Here is a 25,537-nt window from a genome sequence, read left to right as displayed (position 1 = left end):
GACGGTCACTTCTTGCCCCCGTACAACTGCTCCACCAGGGACTTCAGGACCTGGTCCGTACGCGGCCCGTAGTTCAGGAGCACCCCGTCGTCGATCGAGACGATGCGCCGGTCGAGCCCGGCCGGGGTCTCGGCGACACCCGGCACCTTCAGGAGACCGTCCACGCCGTCGACCGATTCGAGCCCCTTGGACATCACCAGGATCGCGTCCGGTGCCGCCTTGGCGAGCGCCTCGCTGGTGATCGCCGTGAAGTCCTTCTTGAGCCCCGACGCCTTGCCCGCGTCGACCGCGCCCGCCGCCTCCAGGAGCGAACTCGCCCCGGACTCGCGGCCGCCGAGCAGATAGACGGAGGCGGAGCCGCGCAGGTAGAGGAAGGCGACGCGGGGCTTCTCGGTGCGGGCGGACGCCGGGATGGACTCGCGCACCTTCGCGATGCGGTCCCGCGTACGGGACGTGAGCTCGTCGCCCGACTTCTCGACCCCGAGCGCCTCGGCCACCGCGTCGATCCGGGGGCCCACGTCGTCGAGGCCCTTGGCCGCATCGAACACGATCAGCGGGATGCCCGCGTCCCGGATCTGGCCGATGGCCTCCGCGGGCCCCGTCGTGGTGTCCGCGAGGACGACCGTCGGCTTCAGGGACAGGACGCTCTCCGCCGAGACGTCGTGCGCACGTGTCACCACCGGCAGCTTCTTCGCCTGTTCGAAGGTGGCGGTGATGTCGCGGGCCACGACGTTCTTGCCGAGGCCGAGCGTGAAGACGATCTCGTTCAGGCTGCCGGTGAGCGGCACGATGCGGCTGGTGTCCTCGACGGTGACCTTCTTGCCGTCGGCCGACGTGACGGTGGCGGGGAGCACGGGGGTGGGGCGGGCCTTCAGCGGCTCGACCCGGTCGGGTGCGGAGGCCGCCGCCTTCGCCTTCGGGGACGTCTCACCACCATCGTCCGACGATGATCCACAGCCCGTGAGGGCCAGGGCGAGAACGGCGGTCCACGCGCCGGCGATACGGAGTGAGCGCGGCATACGCACCGAAGTCCACCGTCCTGTCGTGCTGTTGAGGGCCTGCTGTCGAAGGTGCTGTGAGCTACCTGGTGCCCGGGTGGCCGGGATGGGGGTTCCAGCCGGAGTGATCGTAGTTTAGGTTAGCCTTACCTCATTAGCCACACCTGGAGGGGTCCCATGTCGTCGTCAAGACAGGCGCGAGCCATCGCCCGCGCCGGAGCCGTGGCCGTGCTCACCGCACTCGTCGGAGCTCTGCTCCCGGCGGCCACGGCGCACGCGGAGGACCGCACGGTCCAGGGCGGGCGGCTCGACTGGGGCATCAAATCCTCGTTCCAGAGCTACGTCACCGGGCCCATCGCCCAAGGGAGTTCGACGCTCCAGGGCGGGGCCGCCACGGTCGGCGGCAGCCAGTTCCGCTTCCACTCGGCGCAGGGCTCATACGACCCGGGCAGCGGGGCCTTCAGCGCCGGGTTCTCCGGCGGGGTGCACTTCCTCGGGCACAAGAAGGGCGGCTCGTACGAGCTCGACCTGACCATCAGCCGCCCCACCGTCAAGATCTCCGGCGGTTCCGGCACGCTCTACGCCGACATGGTCAGCAAGGAGAAGGGCACGGGCAAGGTCACGACCAACGCCCAGGTGCCGCTCGCGACCCTCGGCATGTCCGGCATCGACATGAAGGGCGGGTCGGGACCGATCGCCCTCAACAATCTCCCGGCGACGCTCACTTCCCAGGGCGCGAAAGCCTTCGCCGGGTACTACACGGCGGGCACCGCGCTCGACCGGGTGAGCCTCTCCACCGACCTCGCGGCGAAGCCGTCCGGCTCCGACAAGCAGTCGAAGAAGCCCGCGCCGAAGCCCGCGAAGTCCGCGAAGTCCGCGAAGTCCTCGGAGTCCGGGAAGGTGCGATCGAAGGCGGGCCGGATCGAGGACGCCGCCGTCGACTGGGGCGTGCGCCGCACCTTCCGCGAGTACGTCACCGGCTCCATCGCCAAGGGCGAATGGAAACTGACCGCGGGAGCCCAGGACGGCGGCGCGCTCTTCCGCTTCCCGCAGGGCGAGGGGACGTACGACAAGAAGAAGCAGGCCCTCGACGCGGACTTCGCCGGCACCGTGCGCTTCACCGGTGAGCACGGCCTCGACCTCGCGCTGAGCGAGGTCACCGTGAAGGTGAAGGACGGCAAGGGCACTCTCTTCGCGGACGTCGAGAGGAAGGGCGACAAGAGCGACGGGGGCAACAAGGGCGTCACGTTGAAGAAAGCCCCGCTGATCACCTTCGCGGCGAAGGAACTGAAGCCGAAGGACGGGCTCGTCGCCCTGACCGAGGTGCCCTCGAAGCTCACCGCCGATGGTTCCAAGGCGTTCGGCGGCATGTACAAGGCGGGCTCCGCGATGGACCCGCTCTCCCTGGCCGTCGCCCTCGACTCCGACGCGAAGCTGCCCGCGCTGCCGGACCTCGGCTCGTCCGCGAGCCCCACTCCGCAGGCGAAGAAGGCCGCCGAGCCGAAGACCGAGCACGCCGCCGACTCGTCCGACTCCTCGTCGCCCGCCGTGCCGATCGGCGTCGGCGCGGGCGTGGCGGTGCTGCTCGCCGCGGCGGTCACGTTCGGGGTCCTGCGCAAACGGCGCGGCGCCGACCGGACGTGACGCCGCCACACTGCCCTGCCGGGCGCCCCTACGGCCTGCCCGGTGCCCCACTTCACCACGCCTCATCTCAAGGAGACCACTGACCATGGCAGCCATTCGCCGCCCGATAGCCCTCGCCGCAGCAGCCGGCACCGCCGTGGCGCTCGGCGCCACCGTCCTGGCGGCCGCACCCGTGTCCGCGGCCGAAGTGCCGCTGAAGGACTACCGGCTGACGTGGGGCGTCAAGGAGAGCTACCGCAGCTACGTCACCGGCATGGCGGCGGGAAAGATCACTGTCGCTGACGGAGCCGAACAGGCCGCGGGCAACGGGCCGTTGAGCTTCGTCGACGGAGCGGGATCCTACGATTCCGAGAAGCACACCGTGGACCTGGCCTTCAAGGGCAGCGTCAGCTTCACCTCCAAGCTGCACGGCTTCGACGTCAAGCTCGCGGACGTCCGCTTCGACAGCGCGAAGGCGAAGATCACCGCCGACGTCACCAGAGACGGCGGTACGCCCCAGGACGACGTGCCCCTCGCCGACGTCACCGTCACGCGCAGCATGGCCGACATGAAGACCAAGCTGACCAAGGAGGCCGACGCGGCGCTCGGCGGCGGTGGCCGGTACACGGGCGCGGACGGCGACCCGCTGACGGTCGCGCAGAAGACGCCTCCGACCGGCACCCCGACGCCCACCCCGACGCCCACGGGCGAGCCGACCTCGACGCCGAAGCCGACGGCCACCCCCACGCCGTCCGGCACGACGACGTCCTCGCCCAGCCCCGCCCCCACGTCGTCCACCTCGAAGCCCGCGCCCTCAGAGGAGGCGGGCAAGGTCCACGACGGCTCGCTCGCCTGGGGCGTGAAGGAGAGTTTCCGCCGCTACATCGAGTCCGGCGGCGGCGCCACACTCTCCGGCGGCGCCGAGAAGAACGACAACGGCTACGACTTCCCGTACGCCGATGGCGACGTGGACAGCGAAGCGAAGAAGCTGAACGCGTCCTTCGGCGGCGCAGTCCGTTTCGCCTACAAGGCGCACGGCATCGACATGAAGTTCAGCGACATCAAGGTGGCCGCGAACGGCACCAAGGGCACGCTGACCTTGGACGTCACCACGCCCAAGGGCACCGCCGACGACGTGAGGTTCGCGACGCTCGACCTCTCCAAGGCGTCGTACGCGGCGAAGGACGACGTCGTCGTCCTCGACAAGGTGCCCGCGGCGTTCACCGCGGCGGGCGCGAAGCAGTTCGCGAGCGAGGACGCGCCGTCCAGCTACAAGGAGGGTGACGCGATCGACCCCGTGACGGTGGCGCTCTCCGTCGCCGAGGGCGCAGAACTGCCGGGCGGCAGCGGCGGCTCGACGGGCGGTTCGACCGACTCCGGTTCCACGGGCGGAGGTTCGTCCGACCTCGGTGGCACGGTCGGTGGAGGCACGGTCGGCGGCGGTACGGGGGGCTCGCTGGCGTCCACCGGTGCGTCGGTGCCGACGGGTGCGCTGCTCGGGGCCGCCGGGGCGATCGCCGCCGCGGGCGCCGGGGCGGTGTACGTGGCTCGCCGCCGGGCCTCTTGACAGCCCGGGATGCTTGAATGCCCGGATGACGCAACTGCCTGACGGTCTCGACGTACTCCGGGTGTTCTGCGGGCCCGACGGTCTGCACGGCAATGAGCTGGGTGTCGTGCGTGACGGGGCCCGTGTTCCGGGGCAGGGGGAGCGGCAGGAGGTTGCCGGGAAGCTCGGCTTCAGCGAGACGGTGTTCGTCGATGACCCCGAGCGCGGGGTCATCGACATCTATACGCCCACGCTGCGGCTGCCTTTCGCCGGGCACCCCTGCGTCGGTACGTCCTGGCTCCTCGACGTCCCCGAACTGGTCACAGCCGCGGGGGTCGTGGAGGCCCGCCAGGACGGGGAGTTCAGCTGGATCGTGGCGCGACCTGAGTGGGCGCCGCCGCGGACGCTGCGTGCTTACGGGTCCCCCTCCGAGGTGGACGCCCTCGCTGTGCCCCCGCCTGGGGAGTGGATCTACGCGTGGGCCTGGGAGGACGAGGCGGCGGGTCGGATCCGGGCCCGTGCCTTCCCTGGCCGGGACGACGGCATCCGGGAGGACGAGGCCACGGGGGCGGCGGCGTTGCTCCTGACGGAGCGGCTTGGCCGGGCCCTCAACATCACGCAAGGGCGTGGCTCACAGATCCTCACGGCGCCGGCGCCGGGCGGGTTGATCGAGGTGGGGGGACGAGTGCGATTTTCCCCCACCCCGCCCCTTCCCGAAACTGGGGCTCCGCCCCAGACCCCGCTCCTCAATCGCCGGAGAGGCTGAATCTTTCAGCCTCTCCGGCGATTGAGGAGGCCCCCGCGCAGCGGGTTTCGGGAAGGGGCGGGATTGGGGAAGGTCCCGCAGGGAACGCCCCTACGCCGACAGCGGGAACTCCTCCCCCAGCTCGCGGAACACCCCGGTATTCAAAGCGAAAGCGCGCTTGCACTCGTCCACGATCCGCTGCCTCTCCAGCTCGTCGGGGACGACCTCGCCCAGCCCGTCGAGCAGCTCCCGATAGCCCCGCTTGAACGCCGCCGGGTTCGATATCCCCTCGAAGACGTAGAAGCGGACGCCGTCACCCTTGCGGGCGAAGCCCCACGTCTGCTCCGCCTTGCCGCGGATGATCTGACCACCGGAGAGATCCCCGAGGTAGCGGGTGTAGTGGTGGGCGACGTAACCGCCGGGCCACTCCTCGGCGCACTCGGCGACCCGCGCCGCGTACGCAGCCGTGGCGGGCAGCGGGGCGGCGGCGGACTTCCAGCCCGCGCCCCGCAGATGCGCGAGGTCCCGCTCCAGCTCCGCCACCCGCAGCAGCTCGGGCTGTATGAACGGGCCCGCGACCGGATCGTCCTTCAGCGCGGCGGCGCCCTCCTCCAGGGCGCGGTACACGAACCACAGCTGCTCGGTGTAGCGCGCGTACGCGTCGACGCCGAGCCTGCCGCCGAGGAGGTCGCTCATGAACGTCGAGGTCTCCGCCTCCGTGTGCTGCTCGTGCGACGCGGTGCGGATGACCGTCGAGAACGCATCCATGAGGGACCTCCGAAGCCGGGGAAAGCGAGGAACGCCGAAGAAGGGCAGGAACCAGTGACGAAGAACGAATGAACCGGTGACCTCCACCGATCATCCAAGTTAGGCTTACCTAAGTCAACTGGTTCCCGACGTCCTGTCGGTAAAACGCTTCGGTAAGACGCTACCCGCCCTGAGTTCAGGGAAGCGTAAGGATCTCCGCCCCGCTGTCCGTCACCACGAGGGTCTCCTCGAACTGCGCGGTCCGCTTGCGGTCCTTCGTGACGACCGTCCAGCCGTCCTCCCACATGTCGTACTCGTGCGTGCCGAGGGTCAGCATCGGCTCGATGGTGAACGTCATGCCGGGCTTGATCACGGTCGTGGCGTGCGGGCTGTCGTAGTGCGGGACGATCAGGCCGGAGTGGAAGGACGTGTTGATGCCGTGGCCGGTGAAGTCACGGACGACGCCGTAGCCGAAGCGCTTGGCGTACGACTCGATGACGCGGCCGATGATGTTGATCTGGCGGCCGGGCTTGACCGCCTTGATGGCGCGGTCGAGGGACTCCCGGGTCCGCTCCACGAGCAGCCTGGACTCCTCGTCGACGTCCCCGACCAGGTACGTGGCGTTGTTGTCGCCGTGCACGCCGCCGATGTAGGCGGTCACGTCGAGGTTGATGATGTCGCCGTCGTTCAGGACGGTGGAGTCCGGGATGCCGTGGCAGATGACCTCGTTGACGGAGGTGCACAGCGACTTCTTGAAGCCGCGGTAGCCGAGCGTGGAGGGGTAGGCGCCGTAGTCGCACATGTACTCGTGGGCGACACGGTCCAGCTCATCGGTGGTCACCCCGGGCGCGATGTGCTTGGCGGCCTCGGCCATCGCGCGCGCGGCGATACGGCCCGCGGTGCGCATCAGGTCGATGGTCTCGGGGGTCTGCACCTCGGGCCCGGTGTACGGGGTGGGCGCGGGTTTCCCCACGTACTCCGGGCGCCTGATGTTTCCCGGAACGGGGCGGATGGGGGAGAGCTCCCCTGGGACGAGCAGTGACTGGCCAGACATGCCAGCGAGTCTAACCAGCGGTCTCGGGGCAGCATGGCTGAAGAGAGAGGAGCAGATCACATGCCACTGTTCAAGAAGCGGACCGTCGGTAAACCGGGCGAGTGGTTCTACTGCCTGGAGCACAAGAAGGTCGAGGAGGGCCCCGACTGTCCGGGCAAGGACCGCTTCGGGCCCTACGCCTCCCGCGAGGAGGCCCAGCGGGCGATGGAGACCGCCGCCGACCGGAACCTGGAGTGGGAGACCGACCCGAAGTGGCACGACAAGGACCCCGGCAGCGCCTGATCCGCCGCCGGGGCGCAGCCGGCTACCGGGTGGCGGACACCTCCCGGCGCCGGACCGCGTCCTCGTCCGTGCTCGCGTCGTACGAGAGCAGCTTCGGCAGTACCGCCGTCAGGGCGGCGACCGAGGCCACGCAGGCGAGGCCGCCGGACCAGATGGCGCTGCGGGTGCCCGTCCAGCCGGCGGCCGCTCCCGCGCGGACCTGGCCGAGCTGCGGGCCGACGCTGTAGGACAGCACCTCGATGCCCGCGAGCCGGCCCCGCAGCTCGTCCGGGATCGTCTGGTTCCAGATCGTGGAGCGGCCGAGCCCGCTGAGCATGTCGCCCGCGCCGGCCAGGGCCAGGCACACGAGGACCAGCCAGACGTTGCCGAACCATCCGGCGGCCGTGATCGCGAGACCCCATCCCGCCGCCCCGAACACGACGAGCAGCCCGTGCCGCCGCACCCGTGACGTCCACCCGCTGGTCAGGCTCAGCAGCAGCGAGCCGACCGCCCCGGCCGCGTACATCAGGCCGAGCGACCACTCCGCGTCAAGATCCTCCGCGAGGAACGGGAAGATCGTGTTCGGGAAGGCGAAGAACATCGCCGCCATGTCGATGGCGTACGTGCCGAGCAGCACCGGCCGCGACCACGCGTACCGCGCGCCTTCCGCGAGGCCCCGCAGGGACGGCTTCTCCGCGTCGTGTGCGGGAGGCGCGGGCGCGATGCGGGCGCACAGCGCCACGGAGACGGCGAAGGAGAGCACCGTCACCGCGTACGCGGGTGCGTGCCCGGCGTAGGCGACGACCAGGCCCGCCAGGGCGGGGGCCGCGATCGCGCCGACGTTCCAGCGCAGGGAGTTGAGCGCCGCGGCGGCGGTGAGCTGGTCGTGCGGCACGATGCGGGCCATCAGGGAGTCGAGCGCGGGGCGTTGCAGCCCCGCGAGCGCCGAGACGCCCGCCGCCACCACGTACAGCGGCCACAGCATCGGCTCCGGGAGCAGCGCGTTCACCAGGAGCACGGCGGCCAGCAGGCCGAGCCCCGCCTCGGTCAGGAGAATCACCCGGCGCCGGTCCACCGCGTCGGCCAGCGCGCCCCCGTAGAGCCCGAAGACGATCAGCGGCACCAGCTCGACCGCGCCCATCGCGCCGACGGCGAGCGGTGAGTCCGTGAGGTCCTTGATCTGCAACGGCAGCGCGACCAGGGCCATGAAGCTGCCGAAGGTCGTGACGAGCCCCTGCACCCAGAGCAACCGGAAGTCGCGCGTGGAACGCCAGGGAGAGAGATCGGGCAATATCGAGGAAAGGGACACGAACAGTCATGGTCGGGGCTGCTCATGGGGCGGGGCAACCGAATTGTGCGGCGCAGTTGGTGCGCCCCTCTTACCACCGCGCCGGTGGCGGCGCCGTCAGTTGGTCCGCCAGGCGGGAGAGGCGGTCGCGCAGGCGCCTGCGGCCGCGCGCCGCGGGCAGTGAGTTCTCGCCCGTCGCCGCGCTCACCAGGTGCTGCACCATGTCCAGGTCGAGGTCAGGGGACTCCGGCACCGCCAGGGCCTCGTGCGCCATGGCGCGGAGGTCACCGTGCCCCGAACCCAGGGACAGCACCGTCGCCCCCGCCGTGCGGGCGTCGTGGACCCGTTCGAGGAGGTCCGCCCCCGGGGGCGGGGCGGGCGTGTCCGGCGCCACCACCAGGAGGGTCTCGCCGCGCCGCGCCGCCTCGATCCGGCCGAGCCCGGTCGACAGATGCGCGGGATCACCCTCCCGCACCCGGTGGCGTACGAGCGTCGGCGTCAGTTCCGGCATGCCCGACCAGGCCGCCTCGTCCACGAGATGCGCGGCCAGATGCCACGGCTCGTACTCCCGCGTGCCCACCAGGAGCAGCCCGCCCCCGTGCGGCACCACGGAGGACCGCAGTGTTCCCGCGAAGTGGCGCGTCGCGCCCACCCACTCGGTTCCCGCGAGCACTTCGCGCAGCAGCGCGACCCGTACGGCGTCCATGGGGCCGCATCCTGCCGCAACCGACGAGTCGTCAGGCGGAGTTCACCGGGAATTCGTCCGGGGTGGGGACGGACCGGGGATGGCTGATGAGACAACTGTTCCCTTCCGGGCCGGGCGCGAGGGCTACGCGAGCTTCCGTATCCCCGCCGTCGTGCTCACCAACTCCGGCACCCTGCTGGCCTTCTGCGAGGGGAGGGTCGGTTCGCAGGAGGACTTCGGCAACATCGACGTGGTGCTGAAGCGCTCCAGCGACGGCGGCCGCACCTGGGGCCCCCTCCAGGTCGTCGCCCAGAACGGCACCGGCCTCGCGGGCAACCCCGCCCCCGTCGTCCTCGACACCGGCCGGATCCTCCTCGTCCACGTCCGCAACGCCGCCGCCGCGACCGAGGACGCCATCCGGCGCGGCAAGGTCTCCGCCGCGAACGGGCGGCGGATCTGGGTGACGCACAGCGACGACGACGGGCTGACCTGGTCGGCGGCCCGGGAGATCACCGGGCAGGTGAAGAAGGCGAACTGGCGGTGGTACGCCACCACGCCGGGCCACGCGGTGCAGATCAGTACGGGCCGCGTCGTCGTGCCCGCCAACCACTCCCTGCCCCCCACCGGCACCGACAACGGCACCGAGGGCAAGTACAACGGCGGCCACTGCCTGCTCAGCGACGACCTCGGCCAGACCTGGCGCATCGGCTACGTCGACGACAACACCGACGGCTACGTGAACGTGAACGAGACCACCGCCGCCGAACTCCCCGACGGGCGGCTCTACTTCAACACCCGCAACGACTCCCCGTCCCCCGGCACCCGCGCCGACGCCCACTCCCTCGACGGCGGCCAGAGCCTCGTCAAGCCCTTCCGTCCGCAGGCGGGCCTCGTCGGCCCCGTCGTCGAGTGCAGCGTGCTGCACCTGCGTACACCGGACGTGCTGCTGTTCTCCGGGCCCGCCGACCCCGGCTTCCGTGCCCTGATGACGGTGCGCCGCAGCCGCGACGGCGGCACCACGTGGCAGGACGCGTACACGGTGGACGGGCTGCCCGCCGCGTACTCCGACCTCGTCCGCGTCGACGACGAGACCGTCGGACTCCTCTACGAGACGGGAGACTTCAGCGCCTACGAGACCATCACCTTCCGGCGGATACCGGTGGGCGCGCTGGTCTGACGGCGGCGGCGCCGAACCGGTGAGTAAGGTCGGCGGCATGACCTCTAACGACAATGCGCAGAAGCCCCCGGCCAAGGACCCCTGGGAGCTGCCCGACGTCTCCGGGCTCGTCGTCGGCGTGCTCGGCGGTACCGGCGACCAGGGCCGCGGCCTCGCCTACCGCCTGGCCCGCGCGGGCCAGAAGGTGATCATCGGCTCCCGCGCGGCCGAGCGGGCGCAGACCGCGGCCGACGAGCTGGGTCTCGGCGTCGAGGGCGCCGAGAACGCGGAGTGCGCGCGGCGCAGCGACATCGTGATCGTCGCCGTGCCGTGGGACGGGCACGGCAAGACGCTCGAGGCGCTGCGCGAGGAGCTGAACGGCAAGCTCGTCATCGACTGCGTGAACCCGCTGGGCTTCGACAAGAAGGGCGCCTACGCCCTGAAGCCCGAGGAGGGCAGCGCCGCCGAGCAGGCCGCCGCCCTGCTTCCGGACTCCCGGGTCACGGCCGCCTTCCACCACCTGTCGGCGGTCCTGCTCCAGGACCCGGCCGTCGAGGAGATCGACACCGACGTGATGGTCCTCGGCGAGGTCCGCGCCGACACGGACATCGTGCAGGCGCTCGCCGCGCGGATCCCCGGGATGCGGGGCGTCTTCGCGGGGCGCCTGCGCAACGCCCACCAGGTCGAGTCCCTGGTGGCCAACCTGATCTCCGTGAACCGCCGCTACAAGGCCCACGCGGGCCTGCGCGTGACCGACGTCTAGGACGTAGCGGGCATGGGGGACACTGGTCCGGTACGCGTCCCGCCTCAGCGCGACTCGATCACCGACCCCGACAGGAGCCGACCCCCATGCCCCGCCTCGCTCTCTACGCCCTCACGGTCTGCGCCCTCGCCGTCGTCGCGGCCGTGGTCTCCTTCGTCCAGGGCTACTGGATCGGTGTCGTCTGGGTGCTGCTCGCCGGGCTCTCCTCGAACATGGCGTGGTACTACCTGCGCCGCGCGAAGGCCGAGCGGGACGCCGCGCGCGCCGCTACGGGTTGAGCGTGCAGTACTGGCTCGGGTCGCCGTCCCAGAAGCGGTAGAAGTCCTGCCCGCAGTACGTCTCCAGATCATTGACGCCGAGACCGCGCAGGATCGCGTCGATCGCGTCGAAGAAGGCGCCGTTGACCTCGGGGATCCACAGGATGCCGAAGACGGCGAGCAGGCCGAACGGCGCGAACGGCTCAACCTGGCGGCGGATCTTGTGCGAGAGCCAGGGCTCGATGACGCCGTAGCCGTCCAGGCCCGGGATGGGCAGCGAGTTCAGGATCGCGGCCGTCACCTGGAGCAGGGCGAGGAAGGCGAGCGCGAAGCGGAAGGTGTCGGGGACACCGGAGAGCGCGTCCAGCCAGAAGGGCGCGGTACAGACGACCGCGAACAGTACGTTCGTCAGCGGCCCGGCGGCCGAGATCAGCGAGTGCTTCCACTTCCCCCGGATCCGCCCGCGCTCGATGAAGACGGCGCCGCCGGGCAGACCGATGCCGCCCATGATCACGAAGAGCACCGGAAGAACGATGCTGAGCAGGGCGTGCGTGTACTTCAACGGGTTGAGGGTCAGATAGCCCTTCGCGCCGATGGAGATGTCGCCGCTGTGCAGGGCGGTGCGCGCGTGCGCGTACTCGTGCAGACAGAGCGAGACGATCCAGGCCGCCGTCACGAAGAGGAAGACCGCGAGCCCGGCGTTGTCCGCGAACCCGGTCCACGCGGCCCAGCCGGAGACCGCGGTGACGGCGGCGATCCCGAGAAAGACGGGGCTGATCCGCCGGTCGCTCGGTCGGGTGGGAGCGGTGGTCATGGGGCGAGGCTCCTGGAGATGGCTGACCGGTTGTCGTACGGGACCGTACCCCGGCGTACGACGAAAACGTCTCGCCCTCGGTGGGGAGTTCCAGGGAGGGTGGGGGCATGGCGCTGTGGAACGTGAGTGAGGTGGGGGTGCTGGTCTCCTTGGAGGTGGCAGAGGACACCGCCTGACCGCCGACCGCGCTCACCGCCGCGGCTCGGCGGGCTTCGAGACGTAATTGAGCCGCCATCCCCTTGCGACGTGACCGACCATGTGTTCGACCTGGCGTGGCACCCGACGTCGCTCCGCAGCTCCACCAGAGACAATGGACCCCGTGCGCTATCGCATTCTCGGCACCACCCAGGCATTTCGCACCGACGGCACCCCGATCGCCGTGGGTGGCTCACGGCTGCGTGCTCTGCTGACGATCCTCGCTCTGCGCGCGCCCCGGGCCGTTCCTGCGTCCGTGCTCGTCGACGAGGTGTGGCACGGTGATCCGCCCGCCGACGCGACCGGTGCGCTGCAGGCCCTGGTGGGGCGGCTGCGCCGGGCCGTCGGAGCCGGGGCCGTGGTCTCCACCGATGGCGGCTATCGGCTGTGCGCCGCCCCGGACGAGATCGACCTGTTCCGTTTCGACCGCCTCGCGGCCGAGGGCGCCGACGCCCTCGCCGACGGCGACGCGGCCAAGGCGGCGGCGATCCTGGACGACGCGCTGGCCCTCTGGCAGGGCCCCGTGCTCGCCGACCTGCCGGAGCGCACGGCGGAGGCCGCCCGGTGGGAGGCCCGCCGCCTCGAAGCCCGCCGCGCCAGGCTGGCCGCTTCCCTCGCGCTGGGCCGGTCCGAGCAGGCGCTGCCCGAGCTGGCCGCCCTGTGCGACGACCACCCCCTCGACGAGCCGCTCCAGGCCCTGCGGCTGCGGGCGCTGCGCGACGCGGGCCGCCCGGCGCAGGCTCTGGCCGCGTACGACGAAGTACGCCGCCTCATCGCGGACCGCCTCGGCACCGACCCCGGGCCCGAACTCCGCGCGCTGCACGAGGAGTTGCTGCACGCTGACGCCCCGCGGCCGCCCGCGGGCCAGTCCCGCCCGCCCCAGAGACCGCAGGGCAACCTGCGGGCCAGGCTCACCTCCTTCGTCGGCCGCGAGGGCGACATCGAGGCCATCCGGGGCGACCTGGCCAGGGCCCGCCTCGTCACGCTGCTCGGGCCCGGCGGCGCCGGCAAGACGCGCCTCTCGCAGGAGGCCGCGGAGGCTCACGCGGACGGCGTGCCCGACGGCGTATGGCTGGCCGAGCTTGCGCCCGTCGAGGACCCGGACGCGGTGCCGGAGGCGGTCCTCACCGCGCTCGGCGCCCGCGAGACGGTGCTGCGCGCCGCGGGCGCCGAAGAGCTGCGGGCGGTCTCGGAGTGGCACGGCGACGACCCCGTAGTCCGCCTCACGGAACACTGCGCCTCGCGCCGCATGCTCCTCATCCTCGACAACTGCGAGCACGTCATCGACGCCGCGGCCCGCCTCGCGGACCGGCTGCTCGCGCACTGCCCCGGCCTCACGGTCCTCGCCACCAGCCGTGAACCCCTCGGCGTACCAGGGGAGTTGCTGCGCCCCGTGGAGCCGCTGCCGGAACCCACCGCGCTGCGCCTGCTCGCGGACCGCGGCGCGGCGGCCCGCCCCGGCTTCCGTATCGAGGACGACAGGGCCGCGGCGGCGGAGATCTGCCACCGCCTGGACGGCCTGCCCCTGGCCATCGAACTGGCCGCGGCCCGCCTGCGCATGCTCACCCCCCGGCAGATCGCGGACCGCCTCGACGACCGTTTCCGCCTCCTGACGAACGGCGCCCGCACGGTCCTGCCCCGCCAGCAGACGCTGCGCGCGGTCGTCGACTGGTCCTGGGACCTCCTCGACAGCCCCGAACGCACCGTCCTGCGCCGCCTCTCCGTCTTCGCGGGCGGCTGTGACCTGGCCGCGGCGGAGGCGGTGTGCGGGGCCCCCGGCGAGTCGCCCGACGTCGCCGACGTGCTCGGCTCGCTCGTCGACAAGTCCCTGGTCGTCGCTGCCCCTTCGCCCCAAGGCGTCATGCGCTACCGGCTCCTGGAGACCGTGGGCGAGTACGCGGCGGAGCGGCTCGACGAGGCCGGTGACCGCGGCGCCGCCGAGCGGGCCCACCTGGTGTACTTCCGCGAGCTGGCCCGGACGACCGAGTCGCGTCTGCGGGGCGGCGGCCAGCGGGAGGCCGTCGAACGCCTTGAGGTCGAGTACGAGAACCTGCGCACCGCGCTGCGGCACGCCGTCGCCGCCCGGGACGAGCAGGAGGCGCTCTGCCTGGTCCTCTCCCTCTCCTGGTACTGGACGATCCGCGACCTGCGCATCGAGACCCGCAACTGGTCCCGCGATGTCGTCGCCCTCGGCCCCGACCCCTTCGCGCGGCCCGTCACCCCGGTGGAACCCCTCTACGAACGCTGCACGGACAACCCGCCGCCCATGCGCCCCGAGGTGCTCCAGGAGGCGCGGCGCGGCGTGCACCTCATCCAGCTGTCCTGCATGGACATGAACCTGGAGTCCTGGCACACGCCTGAGGCCGTGGAGAAACTCGCGGGCATCAGGGAGGCCTACCGGCCGGGGCTTCCGCAGACCTGCTGGTCGCCGGGGAGTCTGTGGTTCTTCGCGGTCCTGCTCGACGGCGACATCGACAAACTGCACGTCATCATCGACGCGACCATCGCCACCTGCCGCGAGCGCGGGTACGACTGGGAGCTCGCCGCGTCCTTGCAGCAGCGCGCCAACGTCCTCGCCAACCGCGCAGACCGGGCGGGCGACGCGCGTCGTGACGCCGACGAGTCCCTGGAGATCTTCACCCGGCTCGGCGATGTGTGGGGCATGGCCGAGGCGCTGTCCTCGCGCGGTGAGGCCCATGAGCGGCGGGGCCGCTTCACCCTGGCCGCCGAGGACTTCGCGGCCGCCATCGGGCACGCGGAGCGGCTCGGTGCCCCCGCGCAGGTGAGCGTGCTCACGGCGCGGCTCGGGGCGGTGCTCGCGGAGGCCGGAGAACTGGCCCGGGGCGAGGAGCTGCTCTGGTCGGTCCTCGAGCATGACGGTCAGGCCGCCGCGAACTCCGGCGAGTCGCTGCCGGCCGCCCGCTTCTTCCTCGTGGACCTGCTGGTCCGTACCGGCCGCACCGCGGCGGCGCGGGAACAACTCCGGCTGCTCACGGAGGAGTTCAAGGCCGTCGAGTTCGTCATCTTCGAGGGCTTCATGCTGGGTGCCGAGGCCTGGATCGACACCGTGGAGGGCCGCCACGCGGATGGCCTGTCCACGGCGCGCTCCGCGCTCGGCAAGTCCCTCGACCCGCTGGTCAAGATGATGGCGCCGCAGATGACGTCCGTGCACCTCACCACCGCCGCACGTGCCCTGGCCGCCCTCGACGACGGCCGGTACGCCCACGACGCGGCCCGGCTGATCGCGGTCGCCGACCGTGAGCTGCCGCCCGGTCACTTCGCGCCCGCCGCGGAGCGCGACATCCGCGACACCGCCGTGGAGTTGGCCCGCGGGGCCCTGGGCGACACCGCGTACGAGGCCGCGTACGCGGAAGGCGGCAGCCTCTCCGTGGAGGAGGCCGCCGCCCTCTGCGACAGGCACATCGGTTAGCGCTTCCGCGCTCAGTTCTTCGTGCGGAACTTGTGGATCGCGATGGGCGCCATCGTCAGGGTGAGCACCGCCGACCAGCCGACCGTCACCCAGATGTCGTGCGCGACCGGGCCGCCCACCATCAGGCCGCGCGCGGAGTCCGCGAGCGAGGACAGCGGGTTGTAGTCGGTGAAGCCCTGCAGCCAGCCCGGCATCGACTGCGTCGGCGCGAAGATCGACGAACCGAACTGCAGCGGCATCAGGACCAGGAAGCCCATCGCCTGCACGGACTGGGCGCTCTTCATCGAGACGCCGAGGACCAGGAAGATCCACATGATGGACGTGCCGAACAGCGCGGAGAGGCCCACGGCGCCGAGCAGTCCGCCCCAGTTCGTGATGTCGAAGCCGACCAGGACACCGACGATCATCATGATCGTCGTCGCGATGAGCAGACGCATCAGCTCCACCACGATCTTGGCGAAGAGGACCGAGCCCTGGCCGATCGGCAGGGTGCGGAAACGGTCCATGATGCCGTTCTGGAAGTCCTGGTTGAAGCCCGTGCCGACGGCCATGGCGATGTTCATGCTCATCATCGCCATCATGCCCGGGACGACGTACTGGACGTACTGGTCCTGACCGCCGCCGAGGGCCTGGCCGATGGAGCCGCCGAAGACGTACACGAACAGGAGCGTGAAGACGATCGGCATCAGGACCGCGTCGAACATCGACTCCGGGTCCTGGCGGATCCACAGCAGGTTGCGGCGGACCAGGGCGCTGGTGTGCCGGACGTGGTCGCGAAGACCGATGCGGGCGTCGGCCTCTCCCTGGTGGAGGGGCGGCGCGAGAGTGGTGCTGCTCATACGGCAACCTCCTCGAGTTCGGGGCGGACGTCCTGCGGGGCGCTGGCCTTCTGGCCGGTGATGGAGAGGAACACCTCGTCCAGGCTGGGCAGTTCGGTGCCGATCGAGCCGATCGTGATGCCGCGCGCGGTGACGGCGCCGACCACGGCGGTCAGCTGCTCGTCGCTGAGGATCGGCACCAGGACCGTGCCGGACTCGACGTCCACGGTGGAGGTGGCGAGGCCGGTCAGGCCCATGTCGTCGAGCGCGCCGGCCAGCGGGCGCAGTTCCAGCGGGTCGGCCGGGCGGATGCGCAGGGTGCGGCCGCCGACCTTCGCCTTCAGCTCGTCGATGCCGCCGTTGGCGATGACCTTGCCGCGGTCTATGACGGTCAGTTCGGAGGCGAGCTGCTCGGCCTCCTCCATGTACTGCGTGGTCAGCAGCACGGTGACGCCCTCGGTGACCATGCGCTTGACCTCGGCCCACACCTCGTTGCGGGTACGGGGGTCGAGGCCGGTGGTCGGCTCGTCCAGGTAGAGGACGGAGGGGCTGCCGATCATCGACGCCGCGAGGTCGAGTCGGCGGCGCATGCCGCCGGAGTACGTCTTGGCCGGGCGGTTCGCCGCCTCGGTGAGCGAGAACCGCTCCAGGAGGCCGTCCGCCCTCGCCCTGGCCTCCTTGCGGGAGAGGTCGAGGAGGCGCCCGATCATGTAGAGGTTCTCGCGCCCGGAGAGCTTCTCGTCCACGGAGGCGTACTGGCCGGTGAGACCTATGACCCGGCGGAGCTGGCGGGGCTGCTTGGCGACGTCGTACCCGGCCACGTAGGCCGTGCCCGCGTCGGGGGTGATGAGGGTGGAGAGGCAGCGCACGAGGGTGGTCTTGCCGGCGCCGTTCGGGCCGAGCACGCCGAGGACGGTGCCTTCGCGTACGTCGAGGTCCACGCCGTCCAGTGCTTTGGTCTCGCCGTAGTGCTTGACCAGTCCCCTCACGGTGACGGCGCTTCCTGTGCCGCCGGGGATGTTGTCGATTCGCGTCATGCCGCAAGGCTGTCAGCCGCCACCGACAAACCACCGACAAGCCACCGACACGACGCCTGTACCCGGGAAAACGGACAGCCCGTCGACGGGGGAAGTTCGACGGGCTGCCGGTGGTGCCGCTATGGCTCAGGGATGGGCGGGGATGAGACGCCCGGGGGAGGAGCTAGTGGACCGCGTGCTCGGCGGCGGGGAACGCCCCGCCCACGACATCCTCCGCGAACGCCTTGGCCGCGCCACTCATCACGCCCCGCAGATCCGCGTACTGCTTCACGAAGCGCGGCATCTTGCCGCCGGTCAGGCCCAGCATGTCCGTCCAGACAAGGACCTGCGCGTCGCACGCGGCCCCCGCGCCGATCCCGACCGTCGGGATGTGCAGGGAGCGGGTGACCTCGGCCGCCAGCTCCTCGGGGACCAGTTCGAGGACGACGGCGAACGCGCCCGCGTCCTGCGCGGCCTTCGCGTCGCTCAAGAGCCGGTGCGCCGCCTCGTCGCCGCGGCCCTGGACGCGGTAGCCCATGGTGTTCACGGACTGCGGCGTCAGGCCGAGGTGGGACATGACGGGGATCCCGGAGGAGACGATGAGCTCGGTCTGGGGGAGCGAGCGTTCGCCGCCCTCCAGCTTCACCGCGCCGACCCCGGCCTCCTTCACCAGGCGCGTCGCCGAGCGAAGAGCCTGGACCGGCCCTTCCTGGTAGGACCCGAAGGGCAGGTCGCCGACGATCAGGGCACGCGACGTGCCCCGTACGACGGCCGCGGACAGCATGGTCATCTCGTCAAGGGTGACGGGCACGGTCGTCTCGTACCCGAGGTGGCAGTTGCCCGCCGAGTCGCCGACCAGCATCACGGGGATGCCGGCCTCGTCGAAGACGGACGCGGTCATCGCGTCGTACGCGGTGAGCATGGGCCACTTCTCACCGCGCTCCTTGGCGGCGGCGATGTCCCGGACGGTGATGCGGCGGGTGCTCTTGCCTCCGTACAGCGCCTTGCTGCTGTCGGTGGACTGGCTCGCGGCGGGAGCGGCGGGCCCCGCGGGCTGGTTCTGGGCAGCCGAAAGTTGCGTCATCGCAACGGCTCCTTCTGTTATCTCGAGGCGCCCTGACGGCGTCCCCGGATCACCTCCATGGTGGCACCACGCGGCGCCCGTCGGCTAGGGGACCCTTCGGTAAAGTCTTTACAATACGAGACGGTCTCGTATCGAAATGGCTTTACCGTGGGAGCCATGACTACTCCCGCCGTCTCCACCCCACGCATACCGGAAGCCGTTCACCGGCGCCGGTGGGCGATCCTCGGCGTTCTGATGCTGAGCCTGCTGATCGTGGTGCTCGACAACTCGATCCTGAACGTCGCCATCAAGACGATCTCGACCCCGGAGCCCACGGGCCTCGGCGCCACCCAGGGCGACCTGGAGTGGGCCATCAACTCCTACACCCTGGTCTTCGCGGGGCTCCTCTTCACCGCGGGCCTGCTCGGCGACCGGCTCGGCCGCAAGAAGATGCTGCTCGCGGGCCTCGCCGTCTTCGGCATCGGCTCCGCGCTCGCCGCCGAGTCCGGCTCACCCGTACAACTCATCCTGTTCCGCGCGGTGATGGGCCTCGGCGCGGCCTTCGTGATGCCCGCCACCCTCGCCGTCCTGATGAACGTCTTCGAGCGCGACGAGCAGCCCAAGGCCATCGGCATCTGGGCGGGCGGCGTCGGTCTCGCCATCGCGATCGGGCCCATCACCGGCGGCGTCCTTCTCGACCACTTCTGGTGGGGCTCGGTCTTCCTGGTGAACGTGCCGATCGTGATCGTCGCCATCGGGCTGATGATCTGGCTCGTGCCCGAGTCGCGCGACCCGAAGCCGGGCCGGATCGACCTGGTGGGCGTGGGCCTGTCCGTCGTCGGCCTCGTCCTGCTCGTCTACGGCATCATCAAGGGCGGCCAACTCGCCGACTTCACCGACCTCGCCGTCCTCGGGACCGTCGTCGCGGGCATCGCCGTACTCGTCGGATTCGTGCTGTACGAGAAGCGCAGCGACCACCCGTCCATCGACATCTCGTATTTCAAGAACCGTGTGTTCTCGGCGGCGATCAGCAGCCTCGCCCTCGTCTTCTTCGCACTGATGGGCGTGACGTTCTTCGCGGTCTTCTACACGCAGAGCGTGCGCGGCTACTCGCCGCTGCAGACCGGCCTGTTGATGCTGCCGCTCGCCGCGGCCCAGCTCATCTTCGCGCCGCGCGCCCGCCTCGTCGTCGACCGCTTCGGCGTCCGTGCCGTGTGCTCGGGCGGGCTGCTGCTCCTGGCCGCGATGCTCGCCGCCTTCACGACCCTGGAGGCCGATACGCCGATCTGGATCCTGGAGGTCATCTTCTTCCTGATGGGCACCGGCATGGCGCACATCATGACGCCCGCCAGCGTCGTCATCATGCAGGCGCTGCCCCGCGAGAAGGCGGGCTCCGCCTCCGCGCTGAGCAACACCTTCCGGCAGGTCGGCGGCGCCCTCGGCATCGCGGTGCTCGGCTCCGTGCTCTCCGCGGCCTACCGCAGCGGCGTCGAGGACAAGCTCACGCTGCTGCCCGCCGACGCGCGGCACGCGGCGGGCGAGTCCATCGAGGCCACCCTCGGCGTCGCCGCCAAGCTCGGCCCGCGCGGTGAACCGCTGGTGACAGTGGCCCACGACTCCTTCCTGCACGCCATGCACATCACGGCACTCTGCGGCGCGGGCGTCGCCCTCATCGGCGTCGTGGTCGTCGCCCTGTTCCTGCCCGGCCGCACGCCCAAGGAGCCGGAGGCGGAACGTCCGGAGGCCGACCCCGTGGGCGCCGGGCGCTGATCGGGAATCGGGACAGGGGCGCTGATCGGGGCAAGGGAGAATCGCCACGGCAGAGCGCCGGACGACGAGAAGCGGAGTTGACGTGGGCCACATCGCCAAAGGCGCCCGGGGGCGCCCCCGGAGTGAGGCCGTGGAGCGGTCGATCATCGAGGGCGTCCTGAAGCTGATCGAGGACGGCGTGCCCCTGGCCGATCTCTCCGTCGAGCGGATCGCGCGCACGGCGGGTGTCGGCAAGGCGACCATCTACCGTCGCTGGAGCGGCAAGGAGGAACTCTTCGTCGACATCCTGCGCGGCATCGACGACCCGCCGCCCGAGCTGACCGGCGATTCGATGCGCGGCGACATCATCACCCTCCTCGACCATCTGCGCAGGCGCGGCGTGAACATGCGGTCCTCCGCACTGCTGCACAACGTGTTCGCGCAGATGAAGAGCCTGCCGAAGCTGTGGGAGGCGTACCACGCGACCGTCGTCGAACCCCAGCGCCGCGTCATGCTCGGGGTGCTGCGCCGGGGCGCGGAGAACGGTGAACTGCCCGCCGACGTCGACATCGTCCTCGCCAACGATCTCTTCGTCGGCCCCATGCTCGTCCGCACCGTCCTGCGCTCCGACGCGCCGCTGGAGGAGGACCTCGCCGAGCGGATCGTGGACACCGTGCTCGCGGGGCTGCGGCCCACGGGGTGAATGTGCGCGTTTCGTCACAGCGGCCCGTTGTGCGGGGAGATGCGGAACCCGCCGCGCCGCGCCGCTCGTCCTCGTCCCGTACGGCCGTCACGGACGGCGGGGAGGACACCCGATCATCGCCTAGGGTTTCAGGGGCGAGGACGGTTGCACGGCACCAGTGAGGCGACGAGCGTATGGCGCAGGCGTATGTGACGGAGACAGGCAGCGGCGGCTCGGAACCCGGCCGCCAGGGGTCTCGGTTCCGGCGCCTGGCCGACGGCTGGCGGGGCGACCGGGGCATCTGGCGGCGCGGGCTCGTCACGGCCGGGATCGCGGTGCTGCTCGCCCTGGTGATGCTCTTCCACGCACAGATCCCGAACGGTGTGGGCAACCTCGGCAGCCTCATCGAGACGTTCCTGCCCTGGCTCGGCGTCCTGATCCCGGTGCTGCTTGTCGTCGGCTTCGTGCGCAGGTCCGCCACCGCGCTGATCGCGGTGCTGCTGCCCTCGGTCATCTGGGTCAGCTCCTTCGGCGGTCTGATCAGCGACAAGTCGGGCGCCGGCGGTGACCTGACGGTCGCCACCCACAACGTGAACGCGGAGAATGCCGACCCGTCGGGCACCGCCCGTGACGTCGCCGCTTCCGGCGCCGACGTCGTGGCCCTGGAGGAACTCACGGCGGGCGCCGTCCCGACGTACGAGAAGGCGCTCGCCGGCACGTACAAGTACCACTCGGTGCAGGGCACCGTCGGCCTGTGGAGCAAGTACCCCCTGACCGGCACCGAGCCCGTCGACATCAAGCTGGGCTGGACACGCGCGATGCGCACGACCGTCAACAGCCCCAAGGGCGAGGTCGCCGTCTACGTCGCCCACCTGCCGTCGGTGCGGGTCAAGCTGGACGCGGGCTTCACCGCCAACCAGCGTGACGACAGCGCGGACGCCCTTGGTGAGGCGATCGCCGACGAGCAGGTCTCCAAGGTCGTGCTGCTCGGCGACCTGAACGGCACGATGAACGACCGCGCCCTGAACGCGGTCACCTCCCAGATGCGCTCCACGCAGGGCGCGGCGGGCGACGGCTTCGGCTTCAGCTGGCCCGCGTCGTTCCCGATGGCGCGGATCGACCAGATCATGGTGAAGGGCGTCGAGCCGCTGTCGTCGTGGACGCTGCCGGAGACGGGCAGCGATCATCTGCCGATCGCGGCGCGGGTCGAGCTCTAGCCTCTGGCCGACCGGGGGAGCGGTCGTCCGGCGGGCCGGTCGTGGCTGGTCGCGCGGTTCCCCGCACCCCTTCGGGCGTCACGCGGTGCACATCTGCTCTTCACCTCACGGAATACTGGGGCCGAGAGACTTTGTTCCGTACGTAAACTTATGGAACACCACTCCCTCACGCGCTCCACCGGAAGGTTCTTCATGCCCCTGGCCCTGCTCGCCCTAGCCGTGGGCGCCTTCGGCATCGGCACGACCGAGTTCGTGATGATGGGCCTGCTGCCCAACGTCGCGGACGACCTGCACATATCCATCCCCACCGCAGGACACCTGGTCTCCGCGTACGCCCTCGGCGTCGTCATCGGCGCCCCGCTGCTCGCCGCGGTCACCGCGCGCATGCCGCGCCGCCGGGTCCTCATCGGCCTGATGGTGCTCTTCGTCGCGGGCAACGCGCTCTCGGCCGCCGCCCCCGACTACCACTGGCTGATGGCCGCCCGCTTCCTGAGCGGCCTGCCGCACGGCGCGTTCTTCGGCGTCGGCGCCGTGGTCGCCACCGGCCTCGTGGCCCCCGAGCGCAAGGCGCGCTCCGTCTCGCTCATGTTCCTCGGCCTGACCGTCGCCAACATCGTGGGCGTGCCCGTCGCCACGGCGATGGGCCAGCAGCTCGGCTGGCGCGCGACGTTCCTCGCGGTCAGCGCCATCGGCCTCGCCGCCATCGCCGCGCTCGCCCTCCTCGTCCCCGCCGACCACGGGCACGGCGAGAGCGGCGGCCTGCGCGGGGAGATGCGGGCGCTCGGCAGCGTTCCGGTGTGGCTCGCGCTCGGCACGACCGTGGCGGGCTTCGGCGCGCTGTTCTCCGCGTACAGCTATGTGACGCCGATGCTCACCGACGCCGCGGGCTACGCCGAATCCAGCGTCACGTTGCTCCTGGCGCTGTTCGGTGTCGGTGCGACGGCGGGCAACCTGCTCGGCGGCCGGCTCGCCGACCATTCCCTGCGGGGCACGCTCTTCGGCGGCCTCACGGCGCTGGTCGTGGTCCTTGCCCTCTTCCCAGTCCTGATGGGGACGGCGTGGAGCGCGGCGCTCGCGGTGACGCTGCTCGGCATGGCGGCGTTCACGACGGGCTCGCCCCTGCAGCTGATGGTGATGGAGAAGGCGTCGGCGGCCCCGTCCCTGGCCTCCTCCGCCAACCAGGCCGCGTTCAACCTCGCCAACGCGGGAGGTGCCTGGGTCGGCGGCCTCGCGCTTGCCGCGGGCTTCGGGGTGACGTCACCGGCCGTGGTGGGCGCTTTCCTCGCAGTGCTCGGGCTCGCGGTGGCGGGGCTCGCCTATGTGGTGGACCTGCGGTCGCCCGCACCGACGACCGCGAGGACCGCGACGACCGCGATGAGCAGCGAGCGCCTGGTGGCTTCGGGCGAGCCGCAGCGGGAGCCGGCCGGCCGCTAGTGATCCGTGCTCCCGGGTGACGGGTGGGCGGGCGGCTGAACCGCCGCTTCGCGGCGGATCTGCCCCGCCCGCCCGACCGGCACCGTCAGACGGACTTCTCCCGCCACCGATTGGTGATCGGAAGGCGGCGGTCCTTGCCGAAGCCCTTCGCGGAGATCTTCGTGCCCGGCGGATACTGCCGCCGCTTGTACTCGGCGGTGTCCACCATCCGCAGCGTCTTCACGACCAGCTCCCGGTCATACCCGGCGGCGACGATCGTGTCCGCGCCCATGTCCCGGTCGACGTACATCTCCAGGATCGCGTCGAGGACGGGGTAGTCCGGCAGCGAGTCCGTGTCCACCTGGTCGGGGCGCAGCTCCGCGCTCGGCGGCTTGGTGATGGAGTTCTCCGGGATCGGCGGCGTCTGGCCGCGGTCGAGCGCCGCGCGGTTGCGCCACTCGGCGAGCCGGAAGATCAGGGACTTGTAGACGTCCTTGATCGGTCCGTACGCCCCGACCGAGTCGCCGTAGAGCGTCGAATAGCCCACCGCCAGCTCGGACTTGTTGCCCGGGGCGAGGACGATGTGGCCCTCCTGGTTGGAGAGGGCCATCAGCATCGTGCCGCGCAGCCGCGACTGGAGGTTCTCCTCGGCGAGCCCGGTCAGACCCAGCGACCCCATGTAGGCGTCGAACATCGGGGCGATCGGCACGGTGCGGAAGTTCAGCCCCGTACGCCGGGCCAGGTCCTCCGCGTCACTGATGGAGTGTTCCGAGGAGTAACGGGAGGGCATGGCGACGCCGTACACGTTCTGCGCGCCGAGCGCGTCGCAGGCGATCGCGGCGGTGAGCGCGGAGTCGATGCCTCCGGAGAGCCCGATCAGGACGCTGCTGAAACCGTTCTTCGCGGTGTAGGCACGCAGCCCGACGACCAGCGCCGAGTACACCTCTTCCTCGTCGTCGAGCCGCTCGGCGTACCCGCCCGTGAGTTCCGGCTCGTACGCGGCGAGGGGCTCGTCCGAGACGGTGACGTGCTCGATGCGCAGCCCGTCGTCCACGACGCCCGACGGCGGCTCGGGAGCGGCGGCCGGAAGGTCCAGGTCGAGGACGACACACCCCTCGGCGAACTGCGGGGCCCGCGCGATGACTTCGCCGTCCCGGTCCACGACGACCGAGTCACCGTCGAAGACGATGTCGTCCTGGCCGCCGATCATGGCGAGGTAGGCGGTGGTGCAGCCGGCCTCCTGCGCACGCTTGCGCACGAGCTCAAGGCGTACGTCGTCCTTGTTCTGCTCGTACGGCGACGCGTTGATGGACAGCAGCAGCCCCGCGCCCGCGGTGCGCGTGGCGGGGACACGGCCGCCGTCCTGCCAGAGGTCCTCGCAGATGGCGAGCGCGACATCGACGCCGTGCACGCGCAGGATCGGCAGGGTCTCGCCCGGCACGAAGTAGCGGAACTCGTCGAAGACGCCGTAGTTCGGCAGGTGGTGCTTGGAGTACGTCAGGATGGCCTCGCCGCGGTGCAGTACGGCGGCGGCGTCGCGCGGGGCGCCCGCGGGCTGGCCGTACTTCGGCTTGGCCTCCTCGGTGCGGTCGAGATAGCCGACGACGACCGGCAGTTCGCCGTACCCCTCGTCGTTCAGCCGCGCGGCGAGCGCGCGCAGCGCCTCCCGGGAGGCGTCGACGAAGGACGACCGCAGGGCGAGGTCCTCGACGGGATAGCCGGTCAGCGCCATCTCGGGGAACGCGACGAGGTGCGCTCCCTGCTCGGCGGAGTGCCGGGTCCAATGGACGATCGCCTCGACGTTCCCGGCGAGATCGCCGACGGTCGAGTCGATCTGATTCAGGGCGAGGCGTAGTTGAGGCACGCACCCCAGTGTAATCGTCAGAGCGACGCGATGCCTTGCGGGGCGGGGCGGGGGTGGGGGCGGGGCGCCCCACCGGTGAGCCGGGGGCGCCCCACCCACGCGCCGCCGGGCGAGAGCGGTGGCTCAGGGCGTCAGGCGTAGCCGCGTAGCCCA

The 25,537-nt window shown here is 71.1% G+C and carries 22 protein-coding genes; 12 read left to right on the top strand and 10 right to left on the bottom strand.

Annotation, left to right across the window (positions count from 1 at the left end; genetic code table 11):
• Positions 1 to 5: 5 nt before the first annotated feature.
• Positions 6 to 1,019: a heme/hemin ABC transporter substrate-binding protein gene (locus ACZ5U5_RS07510; protein ID WP_469017676.1), complete on the bottom strand. Its 1,014-nt coding sequence runs from the start codon at positions 1,017 to 1,019 to the stop codon at positions 6 to 8.
• Positions 1,020 to 1,175: 156 nt separating this feature from the next.
• Here ACZ5U5_RS07510 and ACZ5U5_RS07505 point away from each other — a divergent pair, with 156 nt between their 5' ends.
• The 3 genes from ACZ5U5_RS07505 (at position 1,176) to ACZ5U5_RS07495 (ending at position 4,933) form a co-directional block, all read left to right on the top strand.
• Positions 1,176 to 2,642 (top strand): HtaA domain-containing protein, encoded by a 1,467-nt coding sequence (locus tag ACZ5U5_RS07505; RefSeq protein ID WP_469017674.1) that lies wholly within the window; start codon positions 1,176 to 1,178, stop codon positions 2,640 to 2,642.
• Positions 2,643 to 2,727: 85 nt separating this feature from the next.
• The gene (locus tag ACZ5U5_RS07500) at positions 2,728 to 4,188 is read left to right on the top strand and encodes an HtaA domain-containing protein (RefSeq protein ID WP_469017672.1); all 1,461 of its coding nucleotides are present in this window, start codon (positions 2,728 to 2,730) and stop codon (positions 4,186 to 4,188) included.
• A 25-nt stretch (positions 4,189 to 4,213) separates the two neighbouring features.
• Positions 4,214 to 4,933, top strand: coding sequence for a PhzF family phenazine biosynthesis protein (locus ACZ5U5_RS07495; RefSeq protein ID WP_469017669.1), 720 nt, complete (start codon positions 4,214 to 4,216; stop codon positions 4,931 to 4,933).
• 90 nt (positions 4,934 to 5,023) lie between these two features.
• Here ACZ5U5_RS07495 and ACZ5U5_RS07490 read toward each other — a convergent pair whose 3' ends face one another.
• A complete protein-coding gene (locus tag ACZ5U5_RS07490) occupies positions 5,024 to 5,680 on the bottom strand; it encodes a biliverdin-producing heme oxygenase (protein WP_469017667.1) in 657 nt (218 codons plus the stop codon).
• A 175-nt stretch (positions 5,681 to 5,855) separates the two neighbouring features.
• Positions 5,856 to 6,713, bottom strand: coding sequence for a type I methionyl aminopeptidase (gene map / locus ACZ5U5_RS07485; protein WP_469017665.1), 858 nt, complete (start codon positions 6,711 to 6,713; stop codon positions 5,856 to 5,858).
• Between the two features lie 60 nt (positions 6,714 to 6,773).
• Between map and ACZ5U5_RS07480 the strand changes: the two genes are divergently transcribed.
• Positions 6,774 to 6,995 carry a hypothetical protein gene (locus tag ACZ5U5_RS07480; protein WP_469017663.1) on the top strand — a complete coding sequence of 74 codons (222 nt, stop codon included), beginning with the start codon at positions 6,774 to 6,776 and terminating at the stop codon, positions 6,993 to 6,995.
• A 22-nt stretch (positions 6,996 to 7,017) separates the two neighbouring features.
• Here the strand turns inward: ACZ5U5_RS07480 and ACZ5U5_RS07475 are convergent, their stop codons facing one another.
• Positions 7,018 to 8,283, bottom strand: a complete 1,266-nt coding sequence (locus tag ACZ5U5_RS07475; protein WP_469017661.1) for an MFS transporter — start codon at positions 8,281 to 8,283, stop codon at positions 7,018 to 7,020.
• A 70-nt stretch (positions 8,284 to 8,353) separates the two neighbouring features.
• Positions 8,354 to 8,968 carry a hypothetical protein gene (locus ACZ5U5_RS07470; RefSeq protein ID WP_469017659.1) on the bottom strand — a complete coding sequence of 205 codons (615 nt, stop codon included), beginning with the start codon at positions 8,966 to 8,968 and terminating at the stop codon, positions 8,354 to 8,356.
• 79 nt (positions 8,969 to 9,047) lie between these two features.
• Here ACZ5U5_RS07470 and ACZ5U5_RS07465 point away from each other — a divergent pair, with 79 nt between their 5' ends.
• The 3 genes from ACZ5U5_RS07465 to ACZ5U5_RS07455 all read left to right on the top strand — a co-directional run bounded on the left by ACZ5U5_RS07465 (position 9,048) and on the right by ACZ5U5_RS07455 (position 11,144).
• On the top strand, positions 9,048 to 10,124 hold the full coding sequence (locus ACZ5U5_RS07465; protein ID WP_469017657.1) for a sialidase family protein: 1,077 nt from the start codon (positions 9,048 to 9,050) through the stop codon (positions 10,122 to 10,124).
• Between the two features lie 37 nt (positions 10,125 to 10,161).
• Entirely contained in the window at positions 10,162 to 10,866 is a 705-nt protein-coding gene (gene npdG, locus ACZ5U5_RS07460) for an NADPH-dependent F420 reductase (RefSeq protein WP_469017654.1), read from the top strand.
• Positions 10,867 to 10,952: 86 nt separating this feature from the next.
• Complete coding sequence (locus tag ACZ5U5_RS07455) at positions 10,953 to 11,144, top strand: hypothetical protein (protein WP_469017652.1); 192 nt, start codon at positions 10,953 to 10,955, stop codon at positions 11,142 to 11,144.
• Here ACZ5U5_RS07455 and ACZ5U5_RS07450 read toward each other — a convergent pair.
• On the bottom strand, positions 11,134 to 11,937 hold the full coding sequence (locus tag ACZ5U5_RS07450) for a site-2 protease family protein (protein ID WP_469017650.1): 804 nt from the start codon (positions 11,935 to 11,937) through the stop codon (positions 11,134 to 11,136). The genes ACZ5U5_RS07455 and ACZ5U5_RS07450 overlap by 11 nt on opposite strands.
• A gap of 310 nt (positions 11,938 to 12,247) precedes the next feature.
• Between ACZ5U5_RS07450 and ACZ5U5_RS07445 the strand changes: the two genes are divergently transcribed.
• A complete protein-coding gene (locus ACZ5U5_RS07445) occupies positions 12,248 to 15,562 on the top strand; it encodes an AfsR/SARP family transcriptional regulator (RefSeq protein ID WP_469017647.1) in 3,315 nt (1,104 codons plus the stop codon).
• A gap of 11 nt (positions 15,563 to 15,573) precedes the next feature.
• Here the strand turns inward: ACZ5U5_RS07445 and ACZ5U5_RS07440 are convergent, their stop codons facing one another.
• The 3 genes from ACZ5U5_RS07440 to panB form a co-directional block, all read right to left on the bottom strand.
• Positions 15,574 to 16,401, bottom strand: a complete 828-nt coding sequence (locus tag ACZ5U5_RS07440) for an ABC transporter permease (protein ID WP_469017645.1) — start codon at positions 16,399 to 16,401, stop codon at positions 15,574 to 15,576.
• The gene (locus ACZ5U5_RS07435; protein ID WP_469017642.1) at positions 16,398 to 17,417 is read right to left on the bottom strand and encodes an ATP-binding cassette domain-containing protein; all 1,020 of its coding nucleotides are present in this window, start codon (positions 17,415 to 17,417) and stop codon (positions 16,398 to 16,400) included. The genes ACZ5U5_RS07440 and ACZ5U5_RS07435 overlap by 4 nt, the downstream gene beginning before the upstream one ends.
• Positions 17,418 to 17,580: 163 nt before the next feature.
• Positions 17,581 to 18,480: a 3-methyl-2-oxobutanoate hydroxymethyltransferase gene (gene panB, locus ACZ5U5_RS07430; protein ID WP_469017639.1), complete on the bottom strand. Its 900-nt coding sequence runs from the start codon at positions 18,478 to 18,480 to the stop codon at positions 17,581 to 17,583.
• A 156-nt stretch (positions 18,481 to 18,636) separates the two neighbouring features.
• Here panB and ACZ5U5_RS07425 point away from each other — a divergent pair, with 156 nt between their 5' ends.
• From ACZ5U5_RS07425 to ACZ5U5_RS07410, 4 genes are all read left to right on the top strand, one after another.
• A complete protein-coding gene (locus ACZ5U5_RS07425; protein WP_469017636.1) occupies positions 18,637 to 20,229 on the top strand; it encodes an MFS transporter in 1,593 nt (530 codons plus the stop codon).
• Positions 20,230 to 20,359: 130 nt separating this feature from the next.
• A complete protein-coding gene (locus ACZ5U5_RS07420; RefSeq protein ID WP_469017633.1) occupies positions 20,360 to 20,911 on the top strand; it encodes a TetR/AcrR family transcriptional regulator in 552 nt (183 codons plus the stop codon).
• A 173-nt stretch (positions 20,912 to 21,084) separates the two neighbouring features.
• Positions 21,085 to 22,107, top strand: coding sequence for an endonuclease/exonuclease/phosphatase family protein (locus ACZ5U5_RS07415; protein ID WP_469017631.1), 1,023 nt, complete (start codon positions 21,085 to 21,087; stop codon positions 22,105 to 22,107).
• A 192-nt stretch (positions 22,108 to 22,299) separates the two neighbouring features.
• On the top strand, positions 22,300 to 23,541 hold the full coding sequence (locus ACZ5U5_RS07410) for an MFS transporter (RefSeq protein ID WP_469017628.1): 1,242 nt from the start codon (positions 22,300 to 22,302) through the stop codon (positions 23,539 to 23,541).
• 85 nt (positions 23,542 to 23,626) lie between these two features.
• Here ACZ5U5_RS07410 and ACZ5U5_RS07405 read toward each other — a convergent pair whose 3' ends face one another.
• Positions 23,627 to 25,384, bottom strand: coding sequence for an NAD+ synthase (locus ACZ5U5_RS07405; RefSeq protein ID WP_469017626.1), 1,758 nt, complete (start codon positions 25,382 to 25,384; stop codon positions 23,627 to 23,629).
• Positions 25,385 to 25,537 lie beyond the last annotated feature (153 nt).

This window comes from Streptomyces sp. NPDC033177 (assembly GCF_055577715.1).
This window is presented reverse-complemented; position numbering and strand designations above follow the sequence as displayed.